Annotated in this window: 22 protein-coding genes and 2 pseudogenes; 13 read left to right on the top strand and 11 right to left on the bottom strand. The window is 71.9% G+C overall.

Annotated elements, in window-relative coordinates:
• The first annotated feature begins 114 nt into the window (after positions 1-114).
• A complete protein-coding gene (locus tag IHE55_RS30080) occupies positions 115-690 on the top strand; it encodes a TetR/AcrR family transcriptional regulator (protein WP_197992562.1) in 576 nt (191 codons plus the stop codon).
• Positions 691-944: 254 nt separating this feature from the next.
• Here the strand turns inward: IHE55_RS30080 and IHE55_RS30075 are convergent, their stop codons facing one another.
• A complete protein-coding gene (locus IHE55_RS30075; protein WP_269671627.1) occupies positions 945-1,532 on the bottom strand; it encodes an SMI1/KNR4 family protein in 588 nt (195 codons plus the stop codon).
• 478 nt (positions 1,533-2,010) lie between these two features.
• Here IHE55_RS30075 and IHE55_RS30070 point away from each other — a divergent pair, with 478 nt between their 5' ends.
• Together IHE55_RS30070 and IHE55_RS30060 are read left to right on the top strand one after the other, a co-directional pair.
• Entirely contained in the window at positions 2,011-2,418 is a 408-nt protein-coding gene (locus IHE55_RS30070) for an NUDIX domain-containing protein (RefSeq protein WP_307826953.1), read from the top strand.
• A 655-nt stretch (positions 2,419-3,073) separates the two neighbouring features.
• The gene (locus tag IHE55_RS30060; protein ID WP_197992559.1) at positions 3,074-3,700 is read left to right on the top strand and encodes a hypothetical protein; all 627 of its coding nucleotides are present in this window, start codon (positions 3,074-3,076) and stop codon (positions 3,698-3,700) included.
• A 308-nt stretch (positions 3,701-4,008) separates the two neighbouring features.
• Here the strand turns inward: IHE55_RS30060 and IHE55_RS32060 are convergent.
• The 3 genes and pseudogenes from IHE55_RS32060 to IHE55_RS30050 all read right to left on the bottom strand — a co-directional run.
• Positions 4,009-4,291, bottom strand: a pseudogene (locus IHE55_RS32060) (helix-turn-helix domain-containing protein); the annotation flags it as partial.
• 1,008 nt (positions 4,292-5,299) lie between these two features.
• Entirely contained in the window at positions 5,300-5,761 is a 462-nt protein-coding gene (locus IHE55_RS30055; RefSeq protein WP_197992558.1) for a GNAT family N-acetyltransferase, read from the bottom strand.
• Between the two features lie 357 nt (positions 5,762-6,118).
• Complete coding sequence (locus IHE55_RS30050; RefSeq protein WP_197992557.1) at positions 6,119-6,745, bottom strand: TetR/AcrR family transcriptional regulator; 627 nt, start codon at positions 6,743-6,745, stop codon at positions 6,119-6,121.
• 107 nt (positions 6,746-6,852) lie between these two features.
• Between IHE55_RS30050 and IHE55_RS30045 the strand changes: the two genes are divergently transcribed.
• Entirely contained in the window at positions 6,853-7,572 is a 720-nt protein-coding gene (locus IHE55_RS30045) for a YqeB family protein (protein WP_197992556.1), read from the top strand.
• Positions 7,573-7,987: 415 nt separating this feature from the next.
• Here IHE55_RS30045 and IHE55_RS30040 read toward each other — a convergent pair whose 3' ends face one another.
• A complete protein-coding gene (locus IHE55_RS30040; protein ID WP_197992555.1) occupies positions 7,988-8,431 on the bottom strand; it encodes a hypothetical protein in 444 nt (147 codons plus the stop codon).
• Between the two features lie 244 nt (positions 8,432-8,675).
• On the opposite strand from IHE55_RS30040, the gene IHE55_RS30035 reads away from it, so the two are divergent.
• A complete protein-coding gene (locus IHE55_RS30035) occupies positions 8,676-8,819 on the top strand; it encodes a hypothetical protein (protein WP_197992554.1) in 144 nt (47 codons plus the stop codon).
• A gap of 321 nt (positions 8,820-9,140) precedes the next feature.
• Positions 9,141-9,866, top strand: coding sequence for a hypothetical protein (locus IHE55_RS30030; protein WP_197992553.1), 726 nt, complete (start codon positions 9,141-9,143; stop codon positions 9,864-9,866).
• A 369-nt stretch (positions 9,867-10,235) separates the two neighbouring features.
• Here IHE55_RS30030 and IHE55_RS30025 read toward each other — a convergent pair whose 3' ends face one another.
• Entirely contained in the window at positions 10,236-10,676 is a 441-nt protein-coding gene (locus tag IHE55_RS30025; protein WP_197992552.1) for a DUF6010 family protein, read from the bottom strand.
• 211 nt (positions 10,677-10,887) lie between these two features.
• Positions 10,888-11,148 (bottom strand): annotated as a pseudogene (locus IHE55_RS30020) (type 1 glutamine amidotransferase family protein); the annotation flags it as partial.
• A 201-nt stretch (positions 11,149-11,349) separates the two neighbouring features.
• Here IHE55_RS30020 and IHE55_RS30015 point away from each other — a divergent pair.
• Positions 11,350-12,300: a GlxA family transcriptional regulator gene (locus IHE55_RS30015; protein WP_197992551.1), complete on the top strand. Its 951-nt coding sequence runs from the start codon at positions 11,350-11,352 to the stop codon at positions 12,298-12,300.
• Between the two features lie 99 nt (positions 12,301-12,399).
• Here the strand turns inward: IHE55_RS30015 and IHE55_RS30010 are convergent, their stop codons facing one another.
• Together IHE55_RS30010 and argJ are read right to left on the bottom strand one after the other, a co-directional pair.
• Positions 12,400-13,215: an arginase family protein gene (locus IHE55_RS30010; RefSeq protein WP_307826951.1), complete on the bottom strand. Its 816-nt coding sequence runs from the start codon at positions 13,213-13,215 to the stop codon at positions 12,400-12,402.
• A 35-nt stretch (positions 13,216-13,250) separates the two neighbouring features.
• Complete coding sequence (gene argJ, locus IHE55_RS30005; RefSeq protein WP_197992549.1) at positions 13,251-14,447, bottom strand: bifunctional glutamate N-acetyltransferase/amino-acid acetyltransferase ArgJ; 1,197 nt, start codon at positions 14,445-14,447, stop codon at positions 13,251-13,253.
• A gap of 564 nt (positions 14,448-15,011) precedes the next feature.
• Here argJ and IHE55_RS30000 point away from each other — a divergent pair.
• Positions 15,012-16,901 carry an ABC transporter ATP-binding protein gene (locus tag IHE55_RS30000; protein WP_197992548.1) on the top strand — a complete coding sequence of 630 codons (1,890 nt, stop codon included), beginning with the start codon at positions 15,012-15,014 and terminating at the stop codon, positions 16,899-16,901.
• Between the two features lie 132 nt (positions 16,902-17,033).
• On the top strand, positions 17,034-17,918 hold the full coding sequence (locus IHE55_RS29995; protein WP_197992547.1) for a phosphotransferase enzyme family protein: 885 nt from the start codon (positions 17,034-17,036) through the stop codon (positions 17,916-17,918).
• Positions 17,919-18,151: 233 nt separating this feature from the next.
• Here the strand turns inward: IHE55_RS29995 and IHE55_RS29990 are convergent, their stop codons facing one another.
• Together IHE55_RS29990 and IHE55_RS32900 are read right to left on the bottom strand one after the other, a co-directional pair.
• Positions 18,152-18,856, bottom strand: a complete 705-nt coding sequence (locus IHE55_RS29990; protein ID WP_197992546.1) for an alpha/beta fold hydrolase — start codon at positions 18,854-18,856, stop codon at positions 18,152-18,154.
• Positions 18,857-19,928: 1,072 nt separating this feature from the next.
• Positions 19,929-20,501 (bottom strand): TetR/AcrR family transcriptional regulator, encoded by a 573-nt coding sequence (locus tag IHE55_RS32900; protein ID WP_307826949.1) that lies wholly within the window; start codon positions 20,499-20,501, stop codon positions 19,929-19,931.
• Between the two features lie 332 nt (positions 20,502-20,833).
• On the opposite strand from IHE55_RS32900, the gene IHE55_RS29980 reads away from it, so the two are divergent.
• The 4 genes from IHE55_RS29980 to IHE55_RS29965 all read left to right on the top strand — a co-directional run bounded on the left by IHE55_RS29980 (position 20,834) and on the right by IHE55_RS29965 (position 23,857).
• The gene (locus IHE55_RS29980; protein ID WP_197992545.1) at positions 20,834-21,052 is read left to right on the top strand and encodes a hypothetical protein; all 219 of its coding nucleotides are present in this window, start codon (positions 20,834-20,836) and stop codon (positions 21,050-21,052) included.
• 377 nt (positions 21,053-21,429) lie between these two features.
• Complete coding sequence (locus IHE55_RS29975) at positions 21,430-22,233, top strand: alpha/beta fold hydrolase (protein ID WP_197992621.1); 804 nt, start codon at positions 21,430-21,432, stop codon at positions 22,231-22,233.
• Positions 22,233-23,522, top strand: coding sequence for a PP2C family protein-serine/threonine phosphatase (locus tag IHE55_RS29970; RefSeq protein WP_197992620.1), 1,290 nt, complete (start codon positions 22,233-22,235; stop codon positions 23,520-23,522). Before IHE55_RS29975 ends, IHE55_RS29970 begins: the two co-directional genes overlap by 1 nt.
• The gene (locus IHE55_RS29965; protein ID WP_197992544.1) at positions 23,519-23,857 is read left to right on the top strand and encodes an STAS domain-containing protein; all 339 of its coding nucleotides are present in this window, start codon (positions 23,519-23,521) and stop codon (positions 23,855-23,857) included. Before IHE55_RS29970 ends, IHE55_RS29965 begins: the two co-directional genes overlap by 4 nt.
• The last annotated feature ends 159 nt before the right edge of the window (positions 23,858-24,016 follow it).

The following is a 24,016-nucleotide window of genomic DNA, read 5'->3' as shown; positions in this document are numbered from 1 at the left end:
CAACGGACCCCGCGGCCCACCTCGGCGGCAAGGGCGGCGCCGACACCCACCAGCGATGATCACGGTGCCGCCTGGGCGCTCCTAAACGCAAAGCCTGCGCTTTAAACTGGTGCCATGAGCCGCAAGCAGATGACGCGCCCCGGCGGGCGCAGCGCCCGGGTCCAAGCCGCGGTGCACTCCGCCGTGCGCGAACTCCTGGCGGAGGTGGGGCGCGACGCACTGACGGTCCCGATGGTCGCCCAGCGCGCCGACGTCACCCCCTCGACGATCTACCGCCGCTGGGGGGACCTGACCGAGCTGCTGTCGGACGTCGCGGTGGAACGCCTGCGCCCCGACGGCGAACCGGAAGACCATGGCGACCTGCGGTCCGACCTCACGGCCTGGGCCGAACAGTTCCTCGACGAGATGGCCTCCGGCTCCGGCCGCGCCTACACCCGAGACGCCCTGCTCGGCGACCCGGACGGCAGCAACGCGGGCCAGTGCTCGGCCTACGCGGCCGAACAGATCAACACCATCCTCGCCCGTGCGGTCCGCCGCGGGGAGAACCCTCCCGACGTCGAAACAGCCATGGACCGCATCGTCGCCCCCATGATGTACCGCATCCTTTTCCGCCCGGACGGCCTCGACACCGCCTACGCCCGCCGCCTCGTAACCGACCTCCTCAACACATCCACAACAAGCGCCTCATAACGGGTGCCGCCCCTCCCACGACTCGACCGCGCGGCCGGCGGACGCAGGGAATGCGGAACTGCTGACAACCGCCCCGCACGACAACTCCGGGCGAAGCCGGGCAGCCACACGGCAGGCGTGCGGAAAAGGGCCGACCCGGCGTGCAGCCATCCGGCGACCGGTGCCGGGCTACCGCCCATGGGCGGCGGCCTGAGGCGTCTCCGACAGGCTGACGAGGGACCGAAAAGAGGTGGCCTGTCGAGTGGCGGGTACAGTCAGACCTGGCCTTGCCAGGTCAGTCGGCCGTCCTTGGCCGTTGCTGTGTACCGTCCCAGTGGTGTCCGGGTCTCCATGGCTGTGGCTACGGCATCGAGCAGATGGTTGAGGGACTCCCACATTGCGTCAGCGGGGAATGTGGTGCGGCCGAGCTCATCGTGCTTTCCCACCCGGCTTGAGGTGGCTTGTGGCCGGGTGTCCAGGATCAGGAGGCTTCCGCCGGAGTCGCTTGCGAAGGGCAGGTCTGAGGGGTGCCAGAGGGCGTAGCCTTCGCGGAGGAAATAGCCCGTAGTGTCGCCTTCCCGCTGAGTTGCAACCTCCAAATTCGTCGCTGCTTGGCGGTTCGAGACGATCGCTGAGACACTTAGGAGCTGAAACACTCCGATAACGTCGAAGTACCCGCTGCCGTCGTGCCGGAGAAGTAACTCTGCCAGTTCTCCCGGAAAAGTTTGCCCCAGGACGGTCTCTGCCATTTGGATCGCTTCTCGTCCAGCTCCGGGTGGAAGTGAAGAGTATGTCCGGGGTGCGTTCACTTCGAGCCATGCCTCGATGCGGTCCCATGAGTGGCTGATTGTTGATGTCCTCATGAGCACCATGATGGCGCCGGCGCCTTGGACATCAGCGGGGAACCCCATGCAGAAGGAGCACTTCAAGAAGGGGCCATGCGCCCTTGCGGCGACTGTTTCGTGGCGTGCAGCGCGACGATCCCGCTGCGTGGGGGGAGAGCGATGGAGCCGGCGCGCCACACGGTGGCCGAGGAGGCAACCCGCGGGCCCTGTAGGGGCGGCGGACCGCCGGGGGGCGGTGGGGTGGAGTGCTTCGCGCTGCGTGAAGCGGCGTTGCGAGCCGCGGGTGCCAGTGCACCGGGTAGGTGAGGCCGGCGGCGGGCCTCAGGCCCACCAGCGCGAGCAGCAGCAGGACAAGCAGAACGAGCGAGGACATCAATGCGTCCCGGGCTCGACCGGCATTCAACGCTGTGACGTGCGGTGATCGCGGCTGATCGCTCCTGAATAGGCGCTGCAACAGAGGTAAGGGCAAGTGGCACAGCCCGGACACGTTTGAGGGATGAGCCGGCTCGCTCGCGGGTGTCTAGGCTCGCTCGGTATGACGGGTGTTGATGTGCACGGGGCGGGTATCTCGGCGTACGACCGTAGGTTGCCTCGGAAGCGGATGGCTGCCGGCGTTCTGTTCTTCGACTCCGCGGGCAGAGTGTTGCTGGTCGATCCGGCCTACAGAGAGCCTTGGGAGATCCCCGGCGGAGCGGTGGAACGCGAGGAGTCCCCACGGGCCGGCGCCCGCCGCGAAGTCCGTGAGGAGCTGGGCCTCCAGGGCCACCGCTGCTCCGGTTGCCGGCAGGCTGCCCTGGTCGTGGCTTCGCTGTCCGAGGCGCAGGAGCCGCGTACCGCTTCGAGGCCATGGTGTCCTCGTGGGCGTAGAACGCCTCCAGCGGCCAGACTGTGTGCTGCTCGGTGAAGAGGATGGTCCCGAGCCAGACCGAGGCGAGCGGCATCACGGCCAGGAGGTGAACCAGCTGCCCGCGCGCATCGCCGCGGGGTCGGCTGTGCGGTAGCGCAGGACGGACTCGGATGCCGGCCGCACCGGGCGGACGGTTCCTCCCCGGTGAGGCCGGCATCCCTTCGCAGGTGCATGAGCCGTACGGCGAGCCGCGGTCACCGCGGACGACGTCCGCGTCGTCGGGGAGCCCCGGCCGTCTCCGGCCCGGCCGGTGTCGCTCGGGCGGGACACCGGTCGCTCCGTCTCCGTGGGGTGGAACGGCCGGGACATGGGATCCTCCCTCGGGCGGGGGTCGCTGAACCTCATGAACGCGGACGAGGCCGGCCGGCGGCCGGACGCAGTGCCCGGCGGTCCCGAGGTCACGGCCCGCCGGTAACGCCGCTTCCCTGGCCGGTCATATGATCCTGACCCTGGGGCCGGAGGGTGTGCTGCGGGCGTCGCCGGACGGCACGGTCGTCGCCGAAGCCGCCGTGGCTGTCGGTCCGGTGGACCGGGCCGCGGTGGCGACGCGTTCGACGCGGGTTTCCTCGCGGCCTGGTCGGGCGAGGAGGCCCCGGTGTCCTGTCTGCGCCGCGACCTCGACGCCGTACTGCACGAAGATCGGAGCTCAGCCGTGACGAGATGGCTCGGCATCGCCCTGCTGCCCACCGCGGAACACCGCACCGCCGCGATTCGCCTCCAGCGGGAGGTGGGCGGCGGCCACGAGTTGCGCCCGCCGCTGAGCCCGGACGGCAATCTGCCCCATGTCACGGTGTTCCAAGGGCCGTTCCTCGACTCCTTCGACCCGGCCACGGAGCTCGACCGGATCGTCGCCGGAGCGGACGCGCCGGAGCGGATCGCCCTGGCATCGCGGGGCGTCGTGTACCAGCCCACCGGCTGGGTGTTCCTCGCGCTGGAGCGACCCCCGCTGCTGGAGAAGATTCAGCAGTCGACGCTGGCGGTGCTGGCGCCGCATCTGGACCGGCCGGCGTTCGACCCGTCCAAGGACGTCTCGCGGTTCACGGAGGACGAGCGGGAGAGCTTCGAGCGGTACGGGTACCGCTACACCGGCCCCGCGTACGCGCCTCACATCACTCTGGGGCGCGCGGAGGAAGCGGTGGCCCAAGAGCTGGTCCGGTCGGCGCCCGAGCGGGTGGACGTGCCGGGGATCTGGGTCTTCGACCGCTTCAGCTGCTACGTGATGGGCGAGAACGGAGCCCACGCGGAAATCGTGGAAGAGAGGGCGCTGCGCCCGCGGTGACGCCGGCTCGCGAGCTCCCCGCGTGACGGGCGAGGCCGTCGATCTGGGCTCGCCCGGGACGGCGCGTGGATCGCCTGACCGGCCGACGGCTGAGCGCCTGACCGCTCGGCGGGGCCGCGTGAGACGGACCGGGGCAGGAAGATGCGGGCGACGGGCCCCGCACGCCGGTGGTACGAGGCCGGGGGACGGTCGGCCGGCCCGCCGGGTGTTGATGCATGTCATCTCCGGGACCGCCAAGCACTCCCACCGGACGTGCCTCGGTGAAGCCAAGAGCACGGGTGACGGGCCGGGACGCCCGGGGCCCTGTCTCAGGGCGGGCCGGCGGGCGCGCCGGGCGAGGGGGCCGGAGCGGCGGAGCCGGGCTCGGCAGCGCTTCCCGCGGACGCCTCGAACGCAGCGTCGCCGTTGAGGCAGCGCCCCGGCGACGTGCCGACGGTGCGCCGGAACGCCGCCAGGAAGGCGCTCGGCGTCGCGTATCCCACGGTGTGGGCGACCCGGGAAGGGTTGGCCCTTGGTGAGCAGCGGAAGTGCGGCATGCAGCCGCACATGGGTGCGCCAGCGGTCGAAGTGCATGCCGGTGTCCCGGGCGAACACCCCGGATGTCGTGGGCGCGGCTGATGTACACGGCGGGCAGCCCCGCACCGCAGCCGATGTCGAGGAAGGACCCGCCGGGGCGGGCGGCGAGGCGGGAGCCCACCAGGTCCGTCATGCGTTCGGACGCGGCGGTGACGGAGGTGTCGTCGCGCTCGGGGTCGTCCCAGTAACTCAGGTGGATGCTGCCGCCCATGGCCCGCGTGATCAGCTCGGTGGACCGGTCATACATGGCGGCCGGGTCGTTCTGGGTCGGTGACTGCTGCTGCGTCATGCTGGTCTTCCTTCCGGTGGACCGGGGAGGCCGGGGTGGACGGCGAAGTGCCGCCGCCCACGCCGCCGGGCGACGGTTCGACCATCCCACTTGCCTCCTCGCTTTCGGCTCGTGCCCTGTCGTGCCGCCTTGTTCGCGCGCCGTTTCGAGGAGTGGATTTCGTGGGCGGTGCCGTCGTCGGTTCCGCTCCTCGCCCCACAGCCGTGCGTCGATCGGCGCGCAGATCCACCGTGCCCAGCGAGGATGCGGCTGCGGTGGTCGCCGGACCGGAAGTGGCCGACCCCGTACACAGAACAGCAGTGAGCAGGCGCGACAGCTACGACGTGGGGGCCGGGTCAACGGCGGTGCCGGGCAGAGGATTCCTGCCCGGCACCGCCGCTCCACCGTGTCCGGACGCCGGCGGGACCCATTCCCGGGCGCGGTGGCTGTCTCGGGGCCGTCGATGATCGGGGCGAGGGCGGTGGGCCGGCCCTGGGTGACCGCTTCGGCGCCGGTTGCGCGCCCGGCGCTTGAGGCCGCCGACCCGGCCGGGGGCGGCGCGCCTGGCCGCCGCCGTCCCCGGCCCGGTTCACCGGACAGCGTCGCCCACGCCGGGGAGGTCGGCGGCGCCCTGCCGGGGAGAGCGGCGTGTGCGGGCCGCCTCCGGCCCCGTGGGCGGGGCCGGCACCTGGTCGTCTGGGGGCGGGGACGCGAGGCCGGCGCGCACGACCGCGTGGGGCACGATGCCGCTGCGCTCAGGGCGAAGCGACGGCAGTCGTCCTGCGCTTCTCGTTCGGGCGGGAGTGGAGGGAGGTTCTCTCGAAGCGCATGCTGGGTCGCGTCCATCCGGGCAGGGTGACCTCACCTCGCTGCGCGAAGCCGAGACGTGCGTACCACTGGCACAGCCTGGTGTTGGTGGCGACGGCATCCAGACGCAGCAGCGAACGGCCTCTTTCGGCGGCTCGGCGCTGGGACCAGTCCACCAAGGCACCGCCGATGCCGCGGCCGTGGCAGGCGGGGAGGACGGCCAGGCGGTGCAGGTAGGCCGCCCCTTCCGTGCCCGTGTCCGACCACACCTCGACATCCGCCCACTCCACGGCGAACGTCGCCACCACCTCCTCGCCCCAGCGGACCAGAAACGTCTCACCCCGCTCGACGCCGGCGGCGACAGCGGCTCGTGGGATCACCCGCCACGACGCGGGAAGCCCCTGCTCCACCTGGTCATCCCGCGCCGCGGACAACACGGCCACCGCTGTCTCGACATCTCCACTGCCGGCCTCACGGATGGACAGCTCTCCGCCTGTCCGGACGTCCACGCTCATTCCCCCTCTTCCTCTCCCACCCGGTTCGAGGCACCGCTTCACCATCGGGCTCGGACGCGGGCAACCGGGCGCGAGGCTGATGCACTCAGCCACCATGATGGGCCGAGCCGTCAGCGGTGCCACCGAACACCCCAGCGCGTCGGTGCGCGCCTCGGCCCGCTGGGGACCGGCAGCCTCGGCCGACCGCAGTCGCTGCCCTGCCCCGCCCGGGCCGGGCGGGGCACGGGCCTCCGCCGGCGGCGTCCGCGGTGATCAACGCGCGGGACCGGGGGCGGTGTCCGGCCGGAGGAAGCGGTGGAGGATCAGGCGCAGCGTGGGGAGCTGTTCGGCCGGTCGGAAGGAGGGGTCGGTGGCGGCGCTGGTGTAGAGCGCGGCGATGAGGGCCATGACCCACGCGGCGGCAGCGTCCGGGTCCAGGCCCGGGTCGATCCGGCCGGTGGCGGCGGCGTTCCGCAGCAGGGTGGTCACGGTGGCTCGTTCCTCGTCGTTGTCCCGGCTCAGCAGTGCTTCGAGTTCGGGATCGCGGTAGGCCTGCACCATCGCCTCCATGACGAGGGCGGGCACCAGGGGCTCCGCGGCGGGAGCGGCGAGAAGGTCCACGGTGTCGAGGAGGGCGGCCCACGGGTCGGCGGCGGCGCGGGCGGCGGCAAGACGCTCGGCCTTGGTGGCGCCCTCCGGCTCGTCGTCCTCGAAGACGGCGTGGAAGATGGCCCGCTTGTTGGGGAAGTAGTGGAACAGGTTCCCCGCGCTCATCCCGGCGGCTTTGCAGATCTCGGCCGTGGTGGTGCGCTCGAAGCCCTTGGCCGCGAAGAGTTCGGCCGCGGCGTTGACGATGTGCCGGCGCCGTGCGCGGTGTCTGGCCGGATCGACCGTCCTCATGTGGGCTCCTCCGTCTTTGTTCCGGTCCCCCACCCCGTGGGTTCATTTTAAACCGAGTACTCGGTCTACTATTGCCGGGACCGCAGGACCAGGGGGAAGGGACGAGCATGCGTACCGGTGATGCAGGGGACCGCAGGACGGAGCGGCTCACCGTGCTCCGGGAACCGGCGTGGAGCACGGTGGGCGTCTACGTCGTTCTCGCCCTGGTGGGGGCGGGGGCGGGTTGGCTCGCCCACCTTCTGGCCGAATGGCTCCTGAACCTGCCCTCCGCGCCGCTGCGGGGACCGGCCGAGTTCGTCGCGTCCGTCCCGGTTCCGGCGCTGGCGGTCGTGGGATCGGCGGCCGGGCTGGCTCTCGGCGGCATCGCCCAGTACGAGCAGACGGTGATCCGTCTCACCGACGAGCGGGTGGTGCTGCTGCGCATGGGGAGCGAACAGGCTTTCCCCCGCGATGAGGTGGCCGCGGCGTACCGGGACGGCAAGCACCTCGTGCTGCTCGGCCACGACGGCGGTGAACTGGCCCGGGAGCGGTGTGACGTGGACCCCCGACGCGTCGCCGGTGCCTTCACGGCCCACGGCTACAGGTGGGCGGACGAGGATCCCCACCGGGAGGCGTTCCGCCTCTGGGTACCGGGCGTACCCGGACTGCCCGAAGGTGCCGAACCGCTTCTCAAGGCCCGGCAGGAGGCGCTGCGGAAGAAGGACCTCTCCGACGACGACGTCCGGGAACTGCGCAGGGAGCTGGCCCGCCTGGGTGTGGTGGTGCGGGACGACAAACGGCGCCAGTACTGGCGGATGGCCCGGCAGCCGGACACCGGGGCGAGCTGAGCGGCAGGCTTGCACCCGGGCGTGCGCCGCGGCCGGACCGCATGTGGTGTCCGGGTGGTTGGAGGCACGATCCGGGGCGGTGGTGCACGTGCCCGGGGGTGGTGCACGCGCCGGGTGCGGTGGCGGACATCGCGGTGCCCAGGTGAGTGGCGCCCGGCGTGGGCGGTGCGCGTACACGTGAGGCCGTGGCGCGGATGCGAGCGGATCCGGCGAGGCGCGCCCCCTCGATACGCCGCGTCCGACGCCGTGGACCGGATGCACAACGCCGGACCTCACCCGGCGGGCGATGCACAACAGCATGAGCCCGGTGGAGTACCGGTACCGGCGCGGGAACCGGGGCTGCTGGGCGGTCAGGGCCACGAGGTGGTGTGATGCGGGGGCCGGAGCCGGGGCGGGAAGCGCCCCGAAGCGGGGGTCAGACCGATGACACCGACGTCACACGCAGCTCCCCCGCCCAACTCTCACAACGAACCCGACCGGTGGGGAACGAGAGCTCCAGCGCGACGCGTCCCGCATGCGGTTCGTGGTCCTCCCGCGCCGCCAGAATGCTCTCCCCCAGGTGGTCCACGAACGGTGATCCCTCACCGACCGCCCCCACCGTGACGAGCCCTGAACCCCCCATGTCGTAACCCGCGTGCGGCTCCGACACCTCGACGATCAGACACCAGTCCGATCCGGTCGTGAGGTGAACGGCTTCCCCACGGTCATCGATCAGCCACACATCCAGCGGACCCTCGGGAACGTCACCGGCGTACACGTGCCACGACCCGGCGACCCGCGCCAGCCGGCGCCCCACCAGGCTCCCGGCACTCACCCCGGCACCGTGCAGCGGACACGCGTTCAACTTCTTGGACTCCACCCGCCGACCGTACCGCCAACCGACCCCACCACTCACGGCTCACACCTCACGGCATCGACGGTCCGTGCCGCGGTCTACGGCCGGAAATCGGTGATCACCATTACGCCCGCCACAACCACCGGTCCGGCCGGCCCCCTCGCCCGTTCCCCGGCGGGCCCCTTCGGGGAAACGCTCCGCCGGGGAGTGTCGGTTCGGGCGTCTACTGTGCCGGGCGTGGAGACGATCTACCAGATTCGACCTCGTCGTGCCGGAGGTCCTCACCACCGACAGCGGCACCCCGGACGACGACCTGTACCTCGCCGAAGCAGGTCTGCGCTACGAACTCATGATCGACGGCTGGTGCGCGGACTGCCCGTCATCCGCGGCGGGCGCACCGTCGCCCCCCTGAATGCCCCCCGGGACGTTGACGGACCGTACGGATCCCCGCAGCCGCACCCCGGCCCCTCCCCCGTGGGGCCGTGGGGACCGTGCGGACCCGGTGCTCCCGGGAGCCAGCCCGGTCGGTACGCATGGTGTTCCGTTCGCTGATCAGAATGCAGCTGACGTTGACGTCCAACACGGGGCACTCGTCCCGGCCGGTGGCCTCCAGGCGACTCCGCGAGTCCGTCACCCTGCCGACAGGGGATCGGTCCATGGCCCTCTTTCGGCCTACGCCTGTTCGGGGCAGCTCCGAAGAGCGCGTGTCCCGGTGTGACCGTAGCGTGGTGTCATGATCCGGGTCCCCAGACCGGGTGCGGGCCGCGAGCCTCAGCCGCCGACGGCGGGCCTGAACGAGGTCCAGGCCAGGGTCGGCAAGCGCCTGGACGACGTCGCCAAGATCCTCGCTGGTGCCCTGGTCGCGGTCGCGGGGATCATGACCACCCTGGGCCTGACGAGCGATGTGGTCTTCGTGGCCCTGAACAACGAGTCCTGGCCCATCTACGTCGCCTCTCTGTGCGCCATCCTGGCCATCGTATGCAGCGTCGTGGCCCTGCTCATCCACCCCACGCGCCGGGGCAATCTGTGGGAGACCGCGGTCCTGGTGCTGGGGGTGATCTTCTACATGACGGCGTTGATCGTGGCCGTTGTCGGTGCTGCGGACGCGGCGAGCGGAAACGGCCGCCCCAACATCACCCATATGCTCATCGAGGGGCACCGACCCGACCTGAAAGTGAGGTTCGACGTCCATGCGGATGGCGTCGATCGATGGGCCACCATCGATGTGTATGTCAATGGTGTGAACAAGGACGGGTCCCCCGTCACGGACGAAGACCTCTACGAGAGCACCCTTCGGCCCAACGACAAGGGGGAGGTCAGCCAGCGCGTCTCCGTCGCGGTCTCGGTCCCGCGCAGCGCGTGGGGCATTCAGATCACCGCGCTCACCTCGGGCGGGGACGTGGACTGCGAGGTGCGTTCCTCGCGTGGCCCCACCTGTTCCACTCTCCAGCTGCCATGACCCTCCGAGCCTCCCATGGCACAGCAGGTCAGCGTGGGTTCGGTCAAAGGCCGTCACAGGGGGCTGTTCGGGTGTCCACCCCGTTGCCGGCCTGCGGGCCGCTGCCGGGACACCGCTGGGCCGGCGGCGATGCAACCGGAGCGGGCAGAGGCATCCCGTCCGTGGCGTCGCGGACCGGGTGGAGACCACGACGCCGCCGCCCCGGTCCTGTCCCCGGCGCTCATGACAGTTCGCCCTGTTCCGGGCCCGGACCGTGGGCCACGGCGGCGTCTCGGCATCCTGCTCGCGAGCCGGGGCAACGATCACGACGGTTGAGGCGGGGGCGGTCTCCGGTTCCCAGGCCGGCCGTAGGGTGCCGGTGCGGTCCGGTCAGGAGGCGGCGGAGGCGTGATCGTGCGCGTGCTCTGCCGTCCGGCCGGGCCGGCACCGGCGGCGGACGAGCGCGATCAGGGAAGGTCCTCCGCGGAAGCACCACAGGGCGATGACCGGATCACAGATGGCACATGCCAACGATGCGTCGTGGTGGAACGGCAGGATCGGATTGCCCTTGAGGTGGTGGGCCATGTCCCAGGCCGTGTGGAGCAGCCAGCCGACGCCGATGAAGGCCCAGGAGTCCAGGCCGCGGTAGGCGACGTAGGCGGTGAGTGCGACGAATGGGAGCTCCCACGGTCCGAAGCCGCCCCCGCTCAGATAGGCGGCGCCGGCTCCGCCCACCATGATCGCGTTGAAGTGGCGTCGGTGCGGTTCTTCGATCAGGGACATCAGCAGGCAGTAGATGACGCCGACGATCACTGGTGACACGAGGTTCATGAGGGGATGACTTCTTTCCTCTTGGGGCGGGCCGGGTCGCCGTGGTCGAGCTGCCGCAGCGCGAGCACCGATGTCCCGGCCGGGGTCGGTCCCGGGTGGGCAGGATCAGGAGTGTCGGTACGCCGGCAGCCGTCGCGGCCAGCGGGATCGAGGTGATCAGTCAGGCGTCGGCGAGGGCGCGGCGCGCCGTTGCGGGAAACAGACTCGCGGGTTCCGGGGCCTCGCCGGGTTCGCCCACGCGGCCGGAGGCGCCGGATCCCATGAGCGTGTCGGCGCGCTCCAGGTCGAGGGCGCCGACGGCGCGCAGGTTCAGTCCTCCGATGCCGCCGACGACCTCACGAGGGCCCTCTGCGGTGACCAGCTCGACGGTCACCGCGCCGTCCGTCGCCGAGCCGCCGGCGTACAGGACCTCGTAGGGGGCGATGGCATCCGGCGGGTCGAAGTCATCGAACAGGACGACCTGGGTGTGCATGGGCGTGGGGTTCCTTCGGCGTCGATTTCATCGGGACGCTCCGAAGTCAACCGGCTTCCCGGGTGCTCGCCCAGTGGCGCTGGTGACAGGTTTCAACGGAATAGTGCCAGCGCGTTGTTGCGGCGTGCGGAGTGCGATGACATGGCCCTTCCGGAAGGGCGGGCCAGGTCCGGCCAGCCGGTGGGGAGGTAGGTTCTGGCCATGCATACGGTTGCCGTGCTCGCGTTGGATCAGGTGATCCCGTTCGACCTGGCCACCCCGATCGAGGTCTTCTCCCGGACCCGCCTGCCCGACGGGCGGCCCGGCTATCAGGTACGGGTGTGCGCCGAGCGCGACGAGGTCGACGCCGGAGCCTTCACCCTGCGTGCCCGCTGGGGCCTGGAGGGCCTTCAGGGCGCGGACACGATCATCGTGCCGGGCGTCGCCGATCCCGCTGCCCCGCTCCCTCCCGCCGTGCACGACGCGCTGCGGGCGGCCGCTGCCGACGGCACCCGGATCGCCTCCCTCTGCGTGGGCGCCTTCCCCCTGGCCGGGACCGGGCTCCTCGACGGGCTGCGTGTCACGACCCACTGGCGCGCGGCCGGTCTGCTGGCTGCCGCCCACCCGGACCTCGACGTCGACCCTGACGTCCTCTACGTCGACAACGGCCAGTTGCTCACCTCGGCCGGTGCCGCGGCGGGCATGGACCTGTGTCTGCACATGATCCGCCGTGACTACGGCTCGGCCGTCGCCGCCAACGCCGCCCGCCTGTCAGTGATGCCTCTCGAACGGGAGGGCGGGCAGGCGCAGTTCATCGTCCACGACCACATACCCACACCGCAGGGCTCCGAGCTTGAGGCGCTGCTCACCTGGCTACAGGACAACCTGGCCCGCGACCTCACCCTTGCCGACATCGCCGAGCGGGCCGGAACCAGCACCCGAACCCTGATCCGGCGCTTCCGCGACCAGACCGGCACCACGCCGCTCCAGTGGCTCCACCGGGCCCGCATCCGCCGGGCACAGCACTTGCTGGAAACCACGGAGCACTCCGTGGAGCGCATCGGCAGCCAGGTCGGCTTCGGCTCACCCACCACTTTCCGTGACCGCTTCAAGCGCACCACCGGCGTCAGCCCGCAGACCTACCGGCGCACGTTCAGTGGAACAGCCACCTGAGATGGCCTCTCCCTCAAGCGGACCTACGAGGTTGACCTGCGTCGGCCGATGGCCGACGAACCGGACCCCTGCCCGCGACCACCCCGGTACCAGCAATCGCTACTCGAAGGCCACGCCGTCGAGGATTGTTCGAAGGACGTGGTCGCTGCTGGCCGAGTCGGCGGCGGGGGCGTGTTCCGTGATCCCCATGCCGGCGAGGCTGAAGCGCTTGGTCAGCGCGTGCAGGGCGGCGCGCAGCTGGTCGGGGTGCAGACCCTCGGGTTCCGGGCAGGACAGGCTGGTGAAGTGCTCGGGGTCCAGCACGTCCAGGTCCAGGTGGATGTAGAGGTGCGTGGCCCCCGTACCTGCCACCGCGGATATCAGTGGGCCCGGCTCCCGGAGAGCCTGAACGGACAGGGCCCGGATGCGTTCGGACTCGATGAAGTCCCGTTCGGCGGGATCGAGGGCACGAACGCCCGCGAGCACGATCTGCCGGGAGGAGAGGCGCTCCTCCGGCCTGGGCACCAAGGGCGACGGTCCCTGGCCGAGCAGGGTGCGCAACACCATTCCGTGGAAGCCCCCCGAGGGGGAGGTGTCGGGGGTGTTGAGGTCCGCGTGGGCGTCGAACCAGACAACCGCCAGGTTGTCGCCGTGGCGAGCGACGGCGCGGGCGACAGGCGCGAGCTCGATGCCGCAGTCGCCGCCCACAGAAAGCAGTGGGTCATCGCCGTTCCGGCCCAGCGCGGCCCTGGTTGCTTCCAGCGAGCGGGTCAGCACATCGAGGTGACGTACGCCGTCCAGGTCCTGCCCGGGGCGGGGGTCGATGTCGACGACAGTGCGTCGAGCCGCGGGGAGCAGCGCGCTCAGCCGGTACGCACCCTTGGCCAGCCGTTGAGGGTCGCGTGCAGCCGACCCTTGCCACTGGGGAATCACCACGACGGTGCGGGATCCGCTGCTGCGGTCGAACCCGGTCATGTCGTGTAGTCCGCGTTGATGCGGATGTAGTCGGCGGACAGGTCGCAGCCGTAGACCGTGGCTCGGGCCTCCCCGATGCCCAGCGTGATGACGATGTCGACCTCGTCCTGGCGCATGATGCCGACGAGTTTGTCGAGGGTGTCGGCCTCGGGCTCTTCCGGGTACACCTCGATGTCGCCGAATCTCACGCTGACGTTGTCCGGCGCGATGTCGGTGTCCTCGGTGTTCTTGCCGATGGCCATCAGTACCCGCCCCCAGTTGGGGTCGGCGCCGTGCACGGCGGACTTGACCAGCGGGGAGTTCACCACGCTCTTGGCGATGCGTTTGGCCTGGGCATGATCGCCGGCCTGGGCGACCGTGACGCGCAGGAGCTTGGTGGCGCCTTCGCCGTCACTGGCCAGTTGCCGGGTGAGGTCCAGGCAGAGGTCGGCGAGGGCCTTGGAGAACTCCGCCGGATCGACCGGTCCCGCGGCACCGTTGGCGATGACCGCCACCGTGTCGGAGGTGGAGGTGTCGGTGTCGACGCTCAGACAGTTGAACGTGCGATTCACCGCTGCGCGCAGTGCTTCGTCGAGGTCGGCCGGGGACAGGTCCGCGTCGGTGAACACGTAGGCCAGCATCGTGGCCATATCGGGTTCCAGCATGCCGACACCTTTGGCGACGCCCACGATCCGGGTCTGCCCGACGGTCCGTACGGCGGTCTTCGGACGGGTGTCGGTGGTCATCATGGCGCGTGCCACATCCAGCGGTTCGGCCACGAAGGCCGAGAGGCCGCGCTCGACGGTCTCGTCGAAGTGTGCGCGGATGGCACCCATCGGCAGTGGGCGTCCGATCACACCGGTGGAGCCGATGAGCACCTCGTCCTCCTGAATGCCCAGGATCCCGGCGACGCGGCAGACGACCTCGGCGGCGTTCTCCTCACCCCGGCGCCCGGTGGCGACATTCGCGTTCTGCGCCAGCGTCGTCACGGCACGCAGGGTCTGTCCCGAGGCATGTGCACGGCTGAGCACCACGGCTGGGCCCGCGAAGAGGCTCCGGGTGAACATCGCGGCGCTGGTGGCCGGCCGGTCCGACGCGACGATGGAGATGTCGTCGCCGTGCGCGCGCAGTCCGGCGTGCCCTGTGTAGGCATGGAAGCCTACCGGCCATGACACGGGGTCAGGACCCTGACTCACTGCATGATTATGCGTCATGTCACATATATTTACAATCTTGGTGATGGGCTGTCCACCCACTTCGCGGGTCTCGCATTCTGCGTACTCGACCGGACTCTTTGTTCCCGTCGGACCAGAGGTGGCGCAGAGGGTGGCGGCGAGGCGATCGGGACCGGGACGTGACACCGCGGGCCCGTGGGTCCAGGGTGTGCGGCAGGGGCGTTCGAGACGTCCGCGCGGTGATCGTCACGGGCCGCCCCCGCAACAGCCGGGATGCGTGGCCTTCCTCGGATTGCCGGCCGAGGGGCGGGCGACGAGGCGGGGTCCCGATCAGCTCCGTGGACGACGCATTGGCGTACGGGATGCGCATCCGCAGCCCCGGCCTGGAGCCGGCCGGTGTGGCCCGGAACGCCGCCGTCGGCGTTTCGGCCAACTCCGGGCTGTGCCGCTTCTGTTGCGGGGGCCGGGTCGATGCATCGTGCACGATCCGACACGCGCCGAATCTCGGGGTTCCGGGACCGACCGAAACACATGTGTTCGATATTCCGGCCGGATCGTTGAGCCTCATGACCCGCGCCGGACGACCGTCAAGGGGGATCAACATTGACCTCGGCCACCACGAACGATCAGCAGAACACCGCGCCGCCGCCTCCTGCCCCGGCCGAGATCACCTACGCCGGGCAGTACTCCGTCAACCCGCTCGCCGAGGTCGGCTTCCGCCGGATGTGCGCGCAGATCCCCGCCGTTCTCGGCCGGATCGCCCGGCTGTCCTGGCGCACCGACCGGCGAGCGGTACAGCTCCTGCTCGGCTGCCAGGTGCTCACGGGGGTGTCGGCCGCCGTGCTGCTGACCGCCACCGCCCACGCGATGGAACCCGTCCTCGGGGACGGCGCCGCCGCCGACCGGTTGCGTGAGGCCCTGCCGGCACTGCTGGTCGTGGCGCTCGCCGCCGCGCTGGGCCGCGGCGCGGGAGCGGTGGCCACGTACGCCGGGCGGCGGATCACCCCCCGGCTGACCACCGAGACGGACACCGCCCTGGTCGAGGCGGTCTGCCGGGTCGAGGCCGCCGCGTACGCGGAGGACGGATTCTCCGACCGGCACGAAGCGGCCGAGATGGGGGTGGTCCGCACACAGACCATGGTCGCCGACGCCCAGCGCCTCCTGTCCGCGCTGCTCCGCATGGTCACCGCCGGTGGCGTGCTGTCGGTGCTCAACCCGCTGTTGCTGCCGCTGCTTCTGCTCGCCGTGCTGCCGGCCGGGGTCGGCGCCGTCCTGACCGCCCGCGTCGACTACGAGATCCACTACGCCAATGTCGCGGACCGCAATGTGCGCGGCATGATGCGCTGGTGGGCGACCACGTCCAAGTACGGCGACGAGGTCCGCGCCAACTCGATGACGGACTATCTCGTCCACTGGTACCGGACCCTGTCCGAACGGTGCGACCGGCGCACCCTGGACGCCGCACCGCGGACCCTGCGGATCGCCCTGCTCTCCTCGCTGGCCGGCGGCGTCTTCCTGGTGGCGACCTGGGGAGCGCTGGCGTGGCTGGCGGTATCGGGACGGATCGAGCTCGCGGTCGCCGCCACGGCGGTCATCGCCGTGCAGACCACGCTCGCCGCCCTGTCGCAGGTCGTCGTCAGCGGCGCCGCGGTCTTCCACACCAGCCTGTACCTGGGCGACATGCAGTCCTTCCTCGACACGGCCGCCGCCCGCGCCCCCCGGCGCGGCTCCCGGCAGCTCGACCCTCCCGTGGCGGAGATCCGGCTCGACGAAGTCGTCTACCAGTACCCCGGCAAGGACGAGCCCGCCGTGGACGGTGTCTCCCTCACCCTCGAACGGGGCCAGATCCTCGCCATCGTCGGAGCGAACGGCTCGGGGAAGTCCACGCTCACCCGGCTGCTCACCGGGATCTACCTGCCCGACAAGGGCAGGGTCACCTGGAACGGCGCCGACCTCGCCGAGACCGACCCCGCGACCGTGTGGCGCCGCACCGGTCTGGTGCCGCAGATCTTCGCCCAGTGGCCCCTTCGGGCCCGGGACAACATCACCCTCGGCCAGCCCCGCACCCACGACGACACGCCTGTGTGGGAGGCCGTCGACGCGGTCGGCCTGCGGGAAGCCGTCGAAGCCCTCCCCGCCGGCCTGGACACGCTGCTGTCCCGGGAGGTCTTCGGCGGCTCGGAGCTGTCCGGCGGCCAGTGGCAGCGCATCGCGTGCGCCCGGGCCCTGTACCGGCGGCCCGAGCTGCTCATCCTCGATGAGCCCACCTCCCAGATGGACCCGCGCGGCGAGCACCAGATCTTCGAACGGATCAAGTCCATCGCCGGCGACCGCATCACCATCGTGGTCACCCACCGCCCGGAGAACACCAGGATCGCGGACCACATCGTCGTGATGGAGCACGGCCGGATCACCGAACAGGGCCGGTACGACGACCTGGTGCACGCCGGCGGAACGTTCGCCGAACTCCTCGCGCTCTCCCAGGACCGCTGAGCGCCCCTCCCCCGTCCCGTCCCCTCGTCGCACGGCGCGACCCGCACCGCCAGGAGGAACCGTGTCCCTTCCCCTCACCGCGGCCGGCAGCCACCGCTGCCCCGCGACCCGCCCGCACACGCGGAGCACGGCATGAGACAGATCACACCGCTGCCCACGGATCTGCGGCGCTGGGCGGAACAGCACATCGGGCCCGTCACAGCCGTCCGCGATGCCTCACACGACTGGCCCCGGTCCCGGGTGTGGGAGCTGGAGGGGTCCGGCGGGACCCGCCGGTATGTGAAGGTCTCGCCCAGCGCGAAGTTCTTCACCCGCGAGACCCGGGCATACCGCCACCTGGTGCCCGCGCTCGGCCACAGCCGGGCACCGAACCTCGTCGGCAGCCGCGCGGAGGCCCTCGCGCTGCTGCTCACGGCGGTGCCCGGCAGCCCGGCGGCCGGCGCGGCCCTGAGCACCGCCGCATGGCGCGCGGTGCACCGGCAGGCCGGTGCCCTGTGCGCCCGGCTGCACGAGGCCGGCGCACTCGGCCGCGCGGACCGGGCGGAGGCCGAAGGTGCCCTGGAGGCCGCCGCCGACGGAGCGGAGAAGTACCTGGCCCGCGCCGGGGACCGGCTCACCGAGGAGGAGCGGCGGTTGATCCGTGGCTACGCCGCCCAGCTCCGCCGCACCGGCCCGGTGCCCGTGGGGTACATCCACGGCGACAACCAGCCGCGGAACTGGCTGGTCTCCCCGGCGGGGCTCGCGTTCATCGACTTCGAGCGCACCCGGCCCGCGGCCCGCGTGCAGGACCTCGTGATCCTCTCCGTGACCCAGTGGCTCGACCACCCCGACCGCGAGTCGGCGTTCTTCCAGGGGTACGGACGGAGCCTCACCGGCGCCGAGCGGCATGCCCTGCGCTGCCTGGCCGCGCTGGACGCGGTCAACTGCCTGGCGTGGGGCCCGGACAACGACGACGCCGAGGTCACCACCCGGGGCCGGCGGACCCTGGACCGGCTCGTCCGGCAGGACCGGCCGTGACCCGTGTCCGCCGCCTGCCGTCCCGCGGCACCGCCCGCCGGATGCCCGTACGCCAACGCCGCCGCCCCGCGACCAGGCACGGGGATGATGCGGGACGACGACCGGTGCTCCCGATCCCGCGGACCGCGGTCCGTGAACGGTGGGCCTGCCGGCCACGGGACGTTGGTCATCGTCGACGCGCCGAGACGTTCCGCCGGCCGGACCGACGACCGCCTGATGCCGGCGGTACTGCTCTAGTCGGCGGTGGCTATCCGGCCCAGGAGGGAGGCGAGTTGTCGTGGCATGGAGAGGAACGGCGAGTGGCTGCTCGGCAATCGGTGCACGGTGCCGGCCCGGGTGGCGAGCTCACGCTGCCGGGAAGGTGCGAGCACCCGGTCGTTATCGCAGACGACGTAGGTGGAGGGCACGGTGCGCCAGCCTGCCGCGGTCACCGGCTCCGTGAGGGAGCGGACGCTCTGCGGACGCAGCCGGGCCACGGCCCGCTCGGCGTCGGCCTCGGGCACGTCGGGGAAGAGCACCTGGCGTGCGTCCGGGTAGGGCGGGGCCTGGCCCTTGCCGTCGTCCGGCACCGGTGTGCCGATGAAGCCAGCCATGCTCTCCCCGACGTCGAGCGGGAAGGCGGCGAGGTACACCGCCCGGGTCACGTTGGTGGCGTCCGCGATGGCCTGGGTGCTGGGGACACCGCCGTAGGAGTGGGCGACCACCACCACCGGGCCGTCGATGCGCCGCAGGCTGTCCCGTATGACCTCAGCGTCGTCCCGCATGCCCACCGGGGCGCTGCCGCCGCGCGGGTCGGCCGGCGGGTTGGCGCTGGGCAGGTTGACGGCGTGGGATCGCCAACCGTCGGCGTCCAGCGCGGTGCGCAGCGAGTCCCAGCACCAGGCGCCGTGCCATGCCCCGTGGACCAGGAGGAAGCTCGGCCGTGGGGTGTCGGTCATCTGCGGTGCCTCCGTGGTCTCGGCTGCGGGGCTGCTCAGGTGCCTTGACGATACCCCTCGGCCTCCGCGCACCCGTGTGGAGGCCGATCCGACCGGGAAGGTGCAGGTGAGCCGCGGTGCAGTCGCCGTCCTCCGGTACCGCAGAGATTTCCGGCGCCACCGCGAGCCGCGGCAACAGCCGGGCCGTCACGGGCCGGTCGGAGTACCGTCGCGTCGGTTGCACCGAGTTCTGCCGTGGCGCCTGATCAGCGACAGAGCCGGCGAACGAGTTCCCCAGCTGCTTGGGCGGGAGGCCGGGCTGATGACTGATCGTGCGGTGTGGTTGCGGGCGCTGGGGCTGGTCGGCGGCCGGCGGGGTGAGGTGGGTCCGGTTCCGTGTCCGGACTGCGGTCAGGACCGACTAGAAGTCAGGTACCTCGTCACGCCCGAGGACCGGCTGGGGTACGTGCTCCTGTGGTGTGGCGCCTGCCTGCGCGGGATTTCCGTCTCCCGGGTTCGCGCCCCGGAAGGGGCTCCGTCCCGGTCGGTGGACGATCCGGCATCGCTCGAAGACGTGCCGGACTTCGAACGTCATGAGTGATGCGCCGTCGGGGCGAACCGGCGGCAACCGTCATCGGTGTCGCTCCCGCGCCGGTTCGTCGGTACCAGGAGCGGCCCCCGAGGTGCCCGGGGCGGGGAGCACCCTCGGGCTCGCCCCGGCAGCGCCGGGTGCCGCGTCGCCGCTGCGCAGGCAGGTGCCTCTCGACCGTTCACCACGGGCGCGCCGGTGTTCGAGGGGTGACGCACCCCTGACGCGGCCTCACGGCGACGGTGACTGCTCATCAGGTCCCGTGTCGGCGCGTGATCAAAGCCTCCTGAGCACGTGGAGCGGGCCTTGGGCGCCGTGCTGGGGCTGTCGCGGGGCGGCGGCCACGCGTACGCCGGAACTCCGGCACGCCGGCCCGGCGGTCGGCGGTCGGCGGTCGGCGGTCGGCGGTCGGCGGTCGGCGGTCGGCGGTCGGCGGCGCAACGGGCCGGACGCGGGGCCCGGCGTGCCGGAGGTGTTCCGGTCGGACGGGCCGGAGGTGTTCCGTCACGGCCGGCCGTCGGGCCGCGTGGTGGTGTCCGCGGGGAAGATGCGGGCCACGTGGTAGTCTAGCACCGCCCGCGCGTCGGCGAGCGGGCGGCGCCCGTGCAGCACGTCCAGTCCCAGTCCGGTGGCTCCTGCCACCAGCAGGTCCGCCTCGTGGTGGCGGTCCACATCCGGCACCGTGCTTCCGGCCGCCCGGCCCGCCTCGATGATGTCGGCCACCAGCCGCTCCAACGACTGATCGGCGGCGAGGAAGACCGCGGCGAGCGAGGGATCGGCCAGGCTGCGGGCGTAGTAGGCGGCGAACACCCGCAGCGCGAAAGCCCGTTGGTCGTCCAGCGGCAGGAACTCCTCCAGCAGCGCACGCAGCAGCCCGCGCGGGTCGGTCATGTCCGACCGGATGCGCGCCCTGGCCAGCCGCTCGTTGTCCTCGTGCAGCAGGCGCAGCGCGTCGACCAGGAGGGCGTGCTTGCTGTCGAAGTGGTACTGGACCGCGCGCAGCGACACGCCGGCCTCGGCCGCGATCGCGCGCATGCTCGCCCCTTCCAGTCCCTGCCCGGCGGCGATGCGCCACACCGCTTCGGCGATCCGGCGCCGGCGGCGCGCGCGGGTGTCCGTCGGCCGTCCCTCCGGTGGTGGGGCCGCGGCTCCCGGCGCCGGCAGCGGTTGCTTGCGCCGGCGGTACGCCCGGGCCTGGCAGCTGCGGGAGCAGTAGAGAGGCGGGCGGCCCCGCCGGGGAGGGGTCGTGGGCGTCCCGCACACCGTGCACACCCTCGCGTTTTCGTCACGCACCCCTTCACCGTAGCGCCGAAAAATCTGTGACGGAACATCAATTTGACTGCAAACCCAGGGAATTTGGATGCAGTGCGATTGATACGTTCGTAACACATCTCCTGAAGGGATCAAGCGTGAAGTACGACGTCCTGCAGGTCCTTGGCATGCTCGTGCTGGCGGTCTTCGGGCAGGGCCTGGTCCGGCTGCTCCTCGACCACGGCCACCGGGGACTGCTCGGGTGGCTGCCCGGCGGTTTCGCTCCGGCGCTGGTGGCCCACGCCGCCCTCAGCGCCGCCGGGCTGCTGCTCACCGGCTGGGCCTACCGCCACGCGAGGGTCCTCGGCCGCCGCTGAGCCCCGCCCGGCGGCCGCAGATCCCGTACCACCGTGGCCGCGCCCGGTCGTGGCCGGGATCGCGGCACCTCGTGGAGGCCGTACCGGCCGCGGTGTCCAGGGGGTGTGCCGGGCTCATCGGCACACCCTGGCCGCAGCAGGGCGGCGGGGCGGGCCGCGGCGGGTGCCGGGCAGCGGCGGCAGCCCGTGCCGGTCGTCGTGACGCCGGCCGGCGGGGCGGCCTCGCGATGCAGGGCGGGCCCCACCGCCACGGGGCGGTCCCGTTGACGCGCGGGGGCAGGGCCGCGGGTCGCCGGGCCCCCTTCCGGGCGGGAGCGCGGTGGCGGGGCTCCGGGGTGCCTGCCGGCTGGTCCGGACCGGGTGGGAGAATGACCCTCATGGACATGCGCCGCAGGAACAACGTAACGGTCACCGGCAGGCCGGACGGGCCCGTGGTCGTGCTGGCCCACGGGTTCGGCTGTGACCAGAACATGTGGCGCCTGATCGTGCCGGCGCTGGCCGAGGATTACCGGCTGGTGCTGTTCGACTACGTCGGTTCCGGCGGCTCGGACCTGTCCGCCTTCGACCCGCGGCGCTACGCCTCCCTCGACGGCTACGCGCAGGACGTGGTGGAGGTCTGCCAGGACCTGGATCTTGAGCAGGCGGTGTTCGTGGGGCATTCGGTCAGCGCCATGGTCGGCTTGCTGGCCGCGCAAAGGATCCCCGAGCGGATCCGGGCGCTGGTGATGGTGGCCCCCTCGCCCTGCTACATCGACGACGACGGCTACCGCGGCGGGTTCAGCGCGGAGGACATCGACGAGCTGCTGGAGGCCCTGGAGACGAACTACCTGGGCTGGTCCTCCGCCATGGCCCCTGTGATCATGGGGAACCCGGAGCGGCCCGAGCTCGGCCAGGAACTGACCAACAGCTTCTGCGCCACCGACCCGGACATCGCGCGCGTCTTCGCCCGCACCACGTTCCTGTCCGACAGCCGCGAGGACCTGAAGTCCGTCACGGTGCCGACGCTGGTGCTGGAGTGCTCCCAGGACGTCATCGCACCCCGGGAGGTCGGTGCTTTCGTGCATGCCGCGATCCCCGCCTCGCGTCTGGTCACCCTGGACGCCACCGGCCACTGTCCGCAGCTGAGCGCCCCCGAGGCGACCGCCGCGGCGATGCTCGACTTCCTCAAAGACCTGCCGTGATGTGCCGTACGGGCGAACTTCCGGAACCGCTCGGACCGGGGACGGACGCGGAGTTCACCGCGCTGCTGGAGGACAGCGCCGAGGAGCTGTACGAATCGGCGCCCTGCGGCTATCTGTCGACGCTGCTGGACGGCACCATCGCCAAGATCAACAGCACGCTGCTGGACTGGCTGGGACTGGAGCGCGAGGGTGTGGTGGGACGGGTGCGCTTCGCCGACCTGCTCACCGTCGGCGGCAAGCTGTACCACGAGACGCACTTCGCGCCCCTGCTGCGCATGCAGGGGCGGCTGACGGGCATCGCCCTGGAGCTGAAGACCGCCGGCGGCGCCCGGCTGCCGGTGCTGGTCTCCTCCGCGCTCAAGTACGGCAGCGAGGGGGAGCCGCTGCTGATCCGCACCACCGTCTTCGACGCCTCCGACCGCCGTGCCTACGAGCAGGAGCTGCTGCGCCGCCGGCGGGAGGCGGAGCAGGCCCGCCGGCAGGCCGAGGCCGACCGGGCCCGCCTCGCCGAGGCCCTCGCCGTCCTGCAGCGCTCCCTGGTGCCCGACACCCTGCCGGAGGTGCCGGGCATGGAGAGCGCCTTCTACTACCACACCGCCTCCCCCGACCGGCTCGGCGGCGACTTCTACGACCTGTTCCCCGTGGACGGCAAGCGGTGGGCGTTCTTCCTCGGCGACGTGTGCGGCAAGGGCCCCCAGGCCGCCGCCCTGACCTCACTGACCCGCTACACCCTGCGCGCCGCGGCCCTGCACGACGCCGAGCCGGCCACCGCCCTGACCACCCTGAACCAGGTGCTGCACGACCGGTACGCCGCCACCGGCGACCCCCGCTACTGCACCGTCGTCTTCGGCACCGCCGAGCCCGACCCGGTGAGCGGCAGCACCAGCATCCGCCTGGCCTCCGGCGGCCATCCCCCGGCCCTCGTGCTGCGCGCCGGCGGCCACGCCGACTTCCTGCCCACCCCCGGCGGCATGCTCGTCGGCGCCCTGGCCGAGGCCCGGTTCGCCACCGCCACCACCACTCTCGCCCCGGGCGAAACGCTGCTGCTCTACACCGACGGTCTCACCGAGGCGCGCACCGGGCCCCGCCGTGACAGCCTGTTCGGCGACGACGCCCTGCTCGACTTCGCCACCCGCCACGCCCCGGCCGGCGCCCGCGAGGTGATCGCCGCGCTGACCGGGCTGCTGGCCGGATTCGGTGACGGTCTCGACGACGACACCGCCCTGCTCACGCTCGGCGTCCCCGCCGCCCCTCCGCACCCCGGTCCCGCAACGAATCCAGCGCGATGAGCCCACTGAACGTCACCTGCGAAGACACCGTCACCGGCCCCGTCGTGCACGTCGCCGGCGACCTCGACCACGCCTGTGCCCCGACCCTGCGCCACCGGATCGACGCCCTCGACCTGGCTCCCGGCCGGCGCCTGGTCATCGATCTCGCGGGTATGGACTTCTGCGACTCCAGCGGTATCACCGCCTTGCTCGCGGCCCGCCAGCGTGCCCTGGCCGCCGGCGCCGACATCGCCCTGGCAGCGGTCCCGAAGGACACCCTGCGCATCCTGGCCGTCGTCGGTCTCGACCAGGTCTTCACCGTCCACCCCGACGCCGACAGCGCCACCGCCGGCTGACCGCCGGACCGGTCCGCCGGGCGGGGCGGTGGGACACGACGGCGCCCCGCGGCCGGCCGCCGGGCGGTGCGCTCCTGAGGTCCCGGGGGCCAGGCGCGGGTGTCGCCGGAGAAGCGGCGGCGGACCGGTGCGGGGTCACGACGCCCGGGCTGTCCGCAC

Source organism: Streptomyces pactum (assembly GCF_016031615.1).
Lineage (GTDB): Bacteria > Actinomycetota > Actinomycetes > Streptomycetales > Streptomycetaceae > Streptomyces > Streptomyces pactus.
The sequence above is the reverse complement of the archived record's forward strand: the minus strand, read 5'-3'. Positions and strand labels throughout refer to the sequence as shown.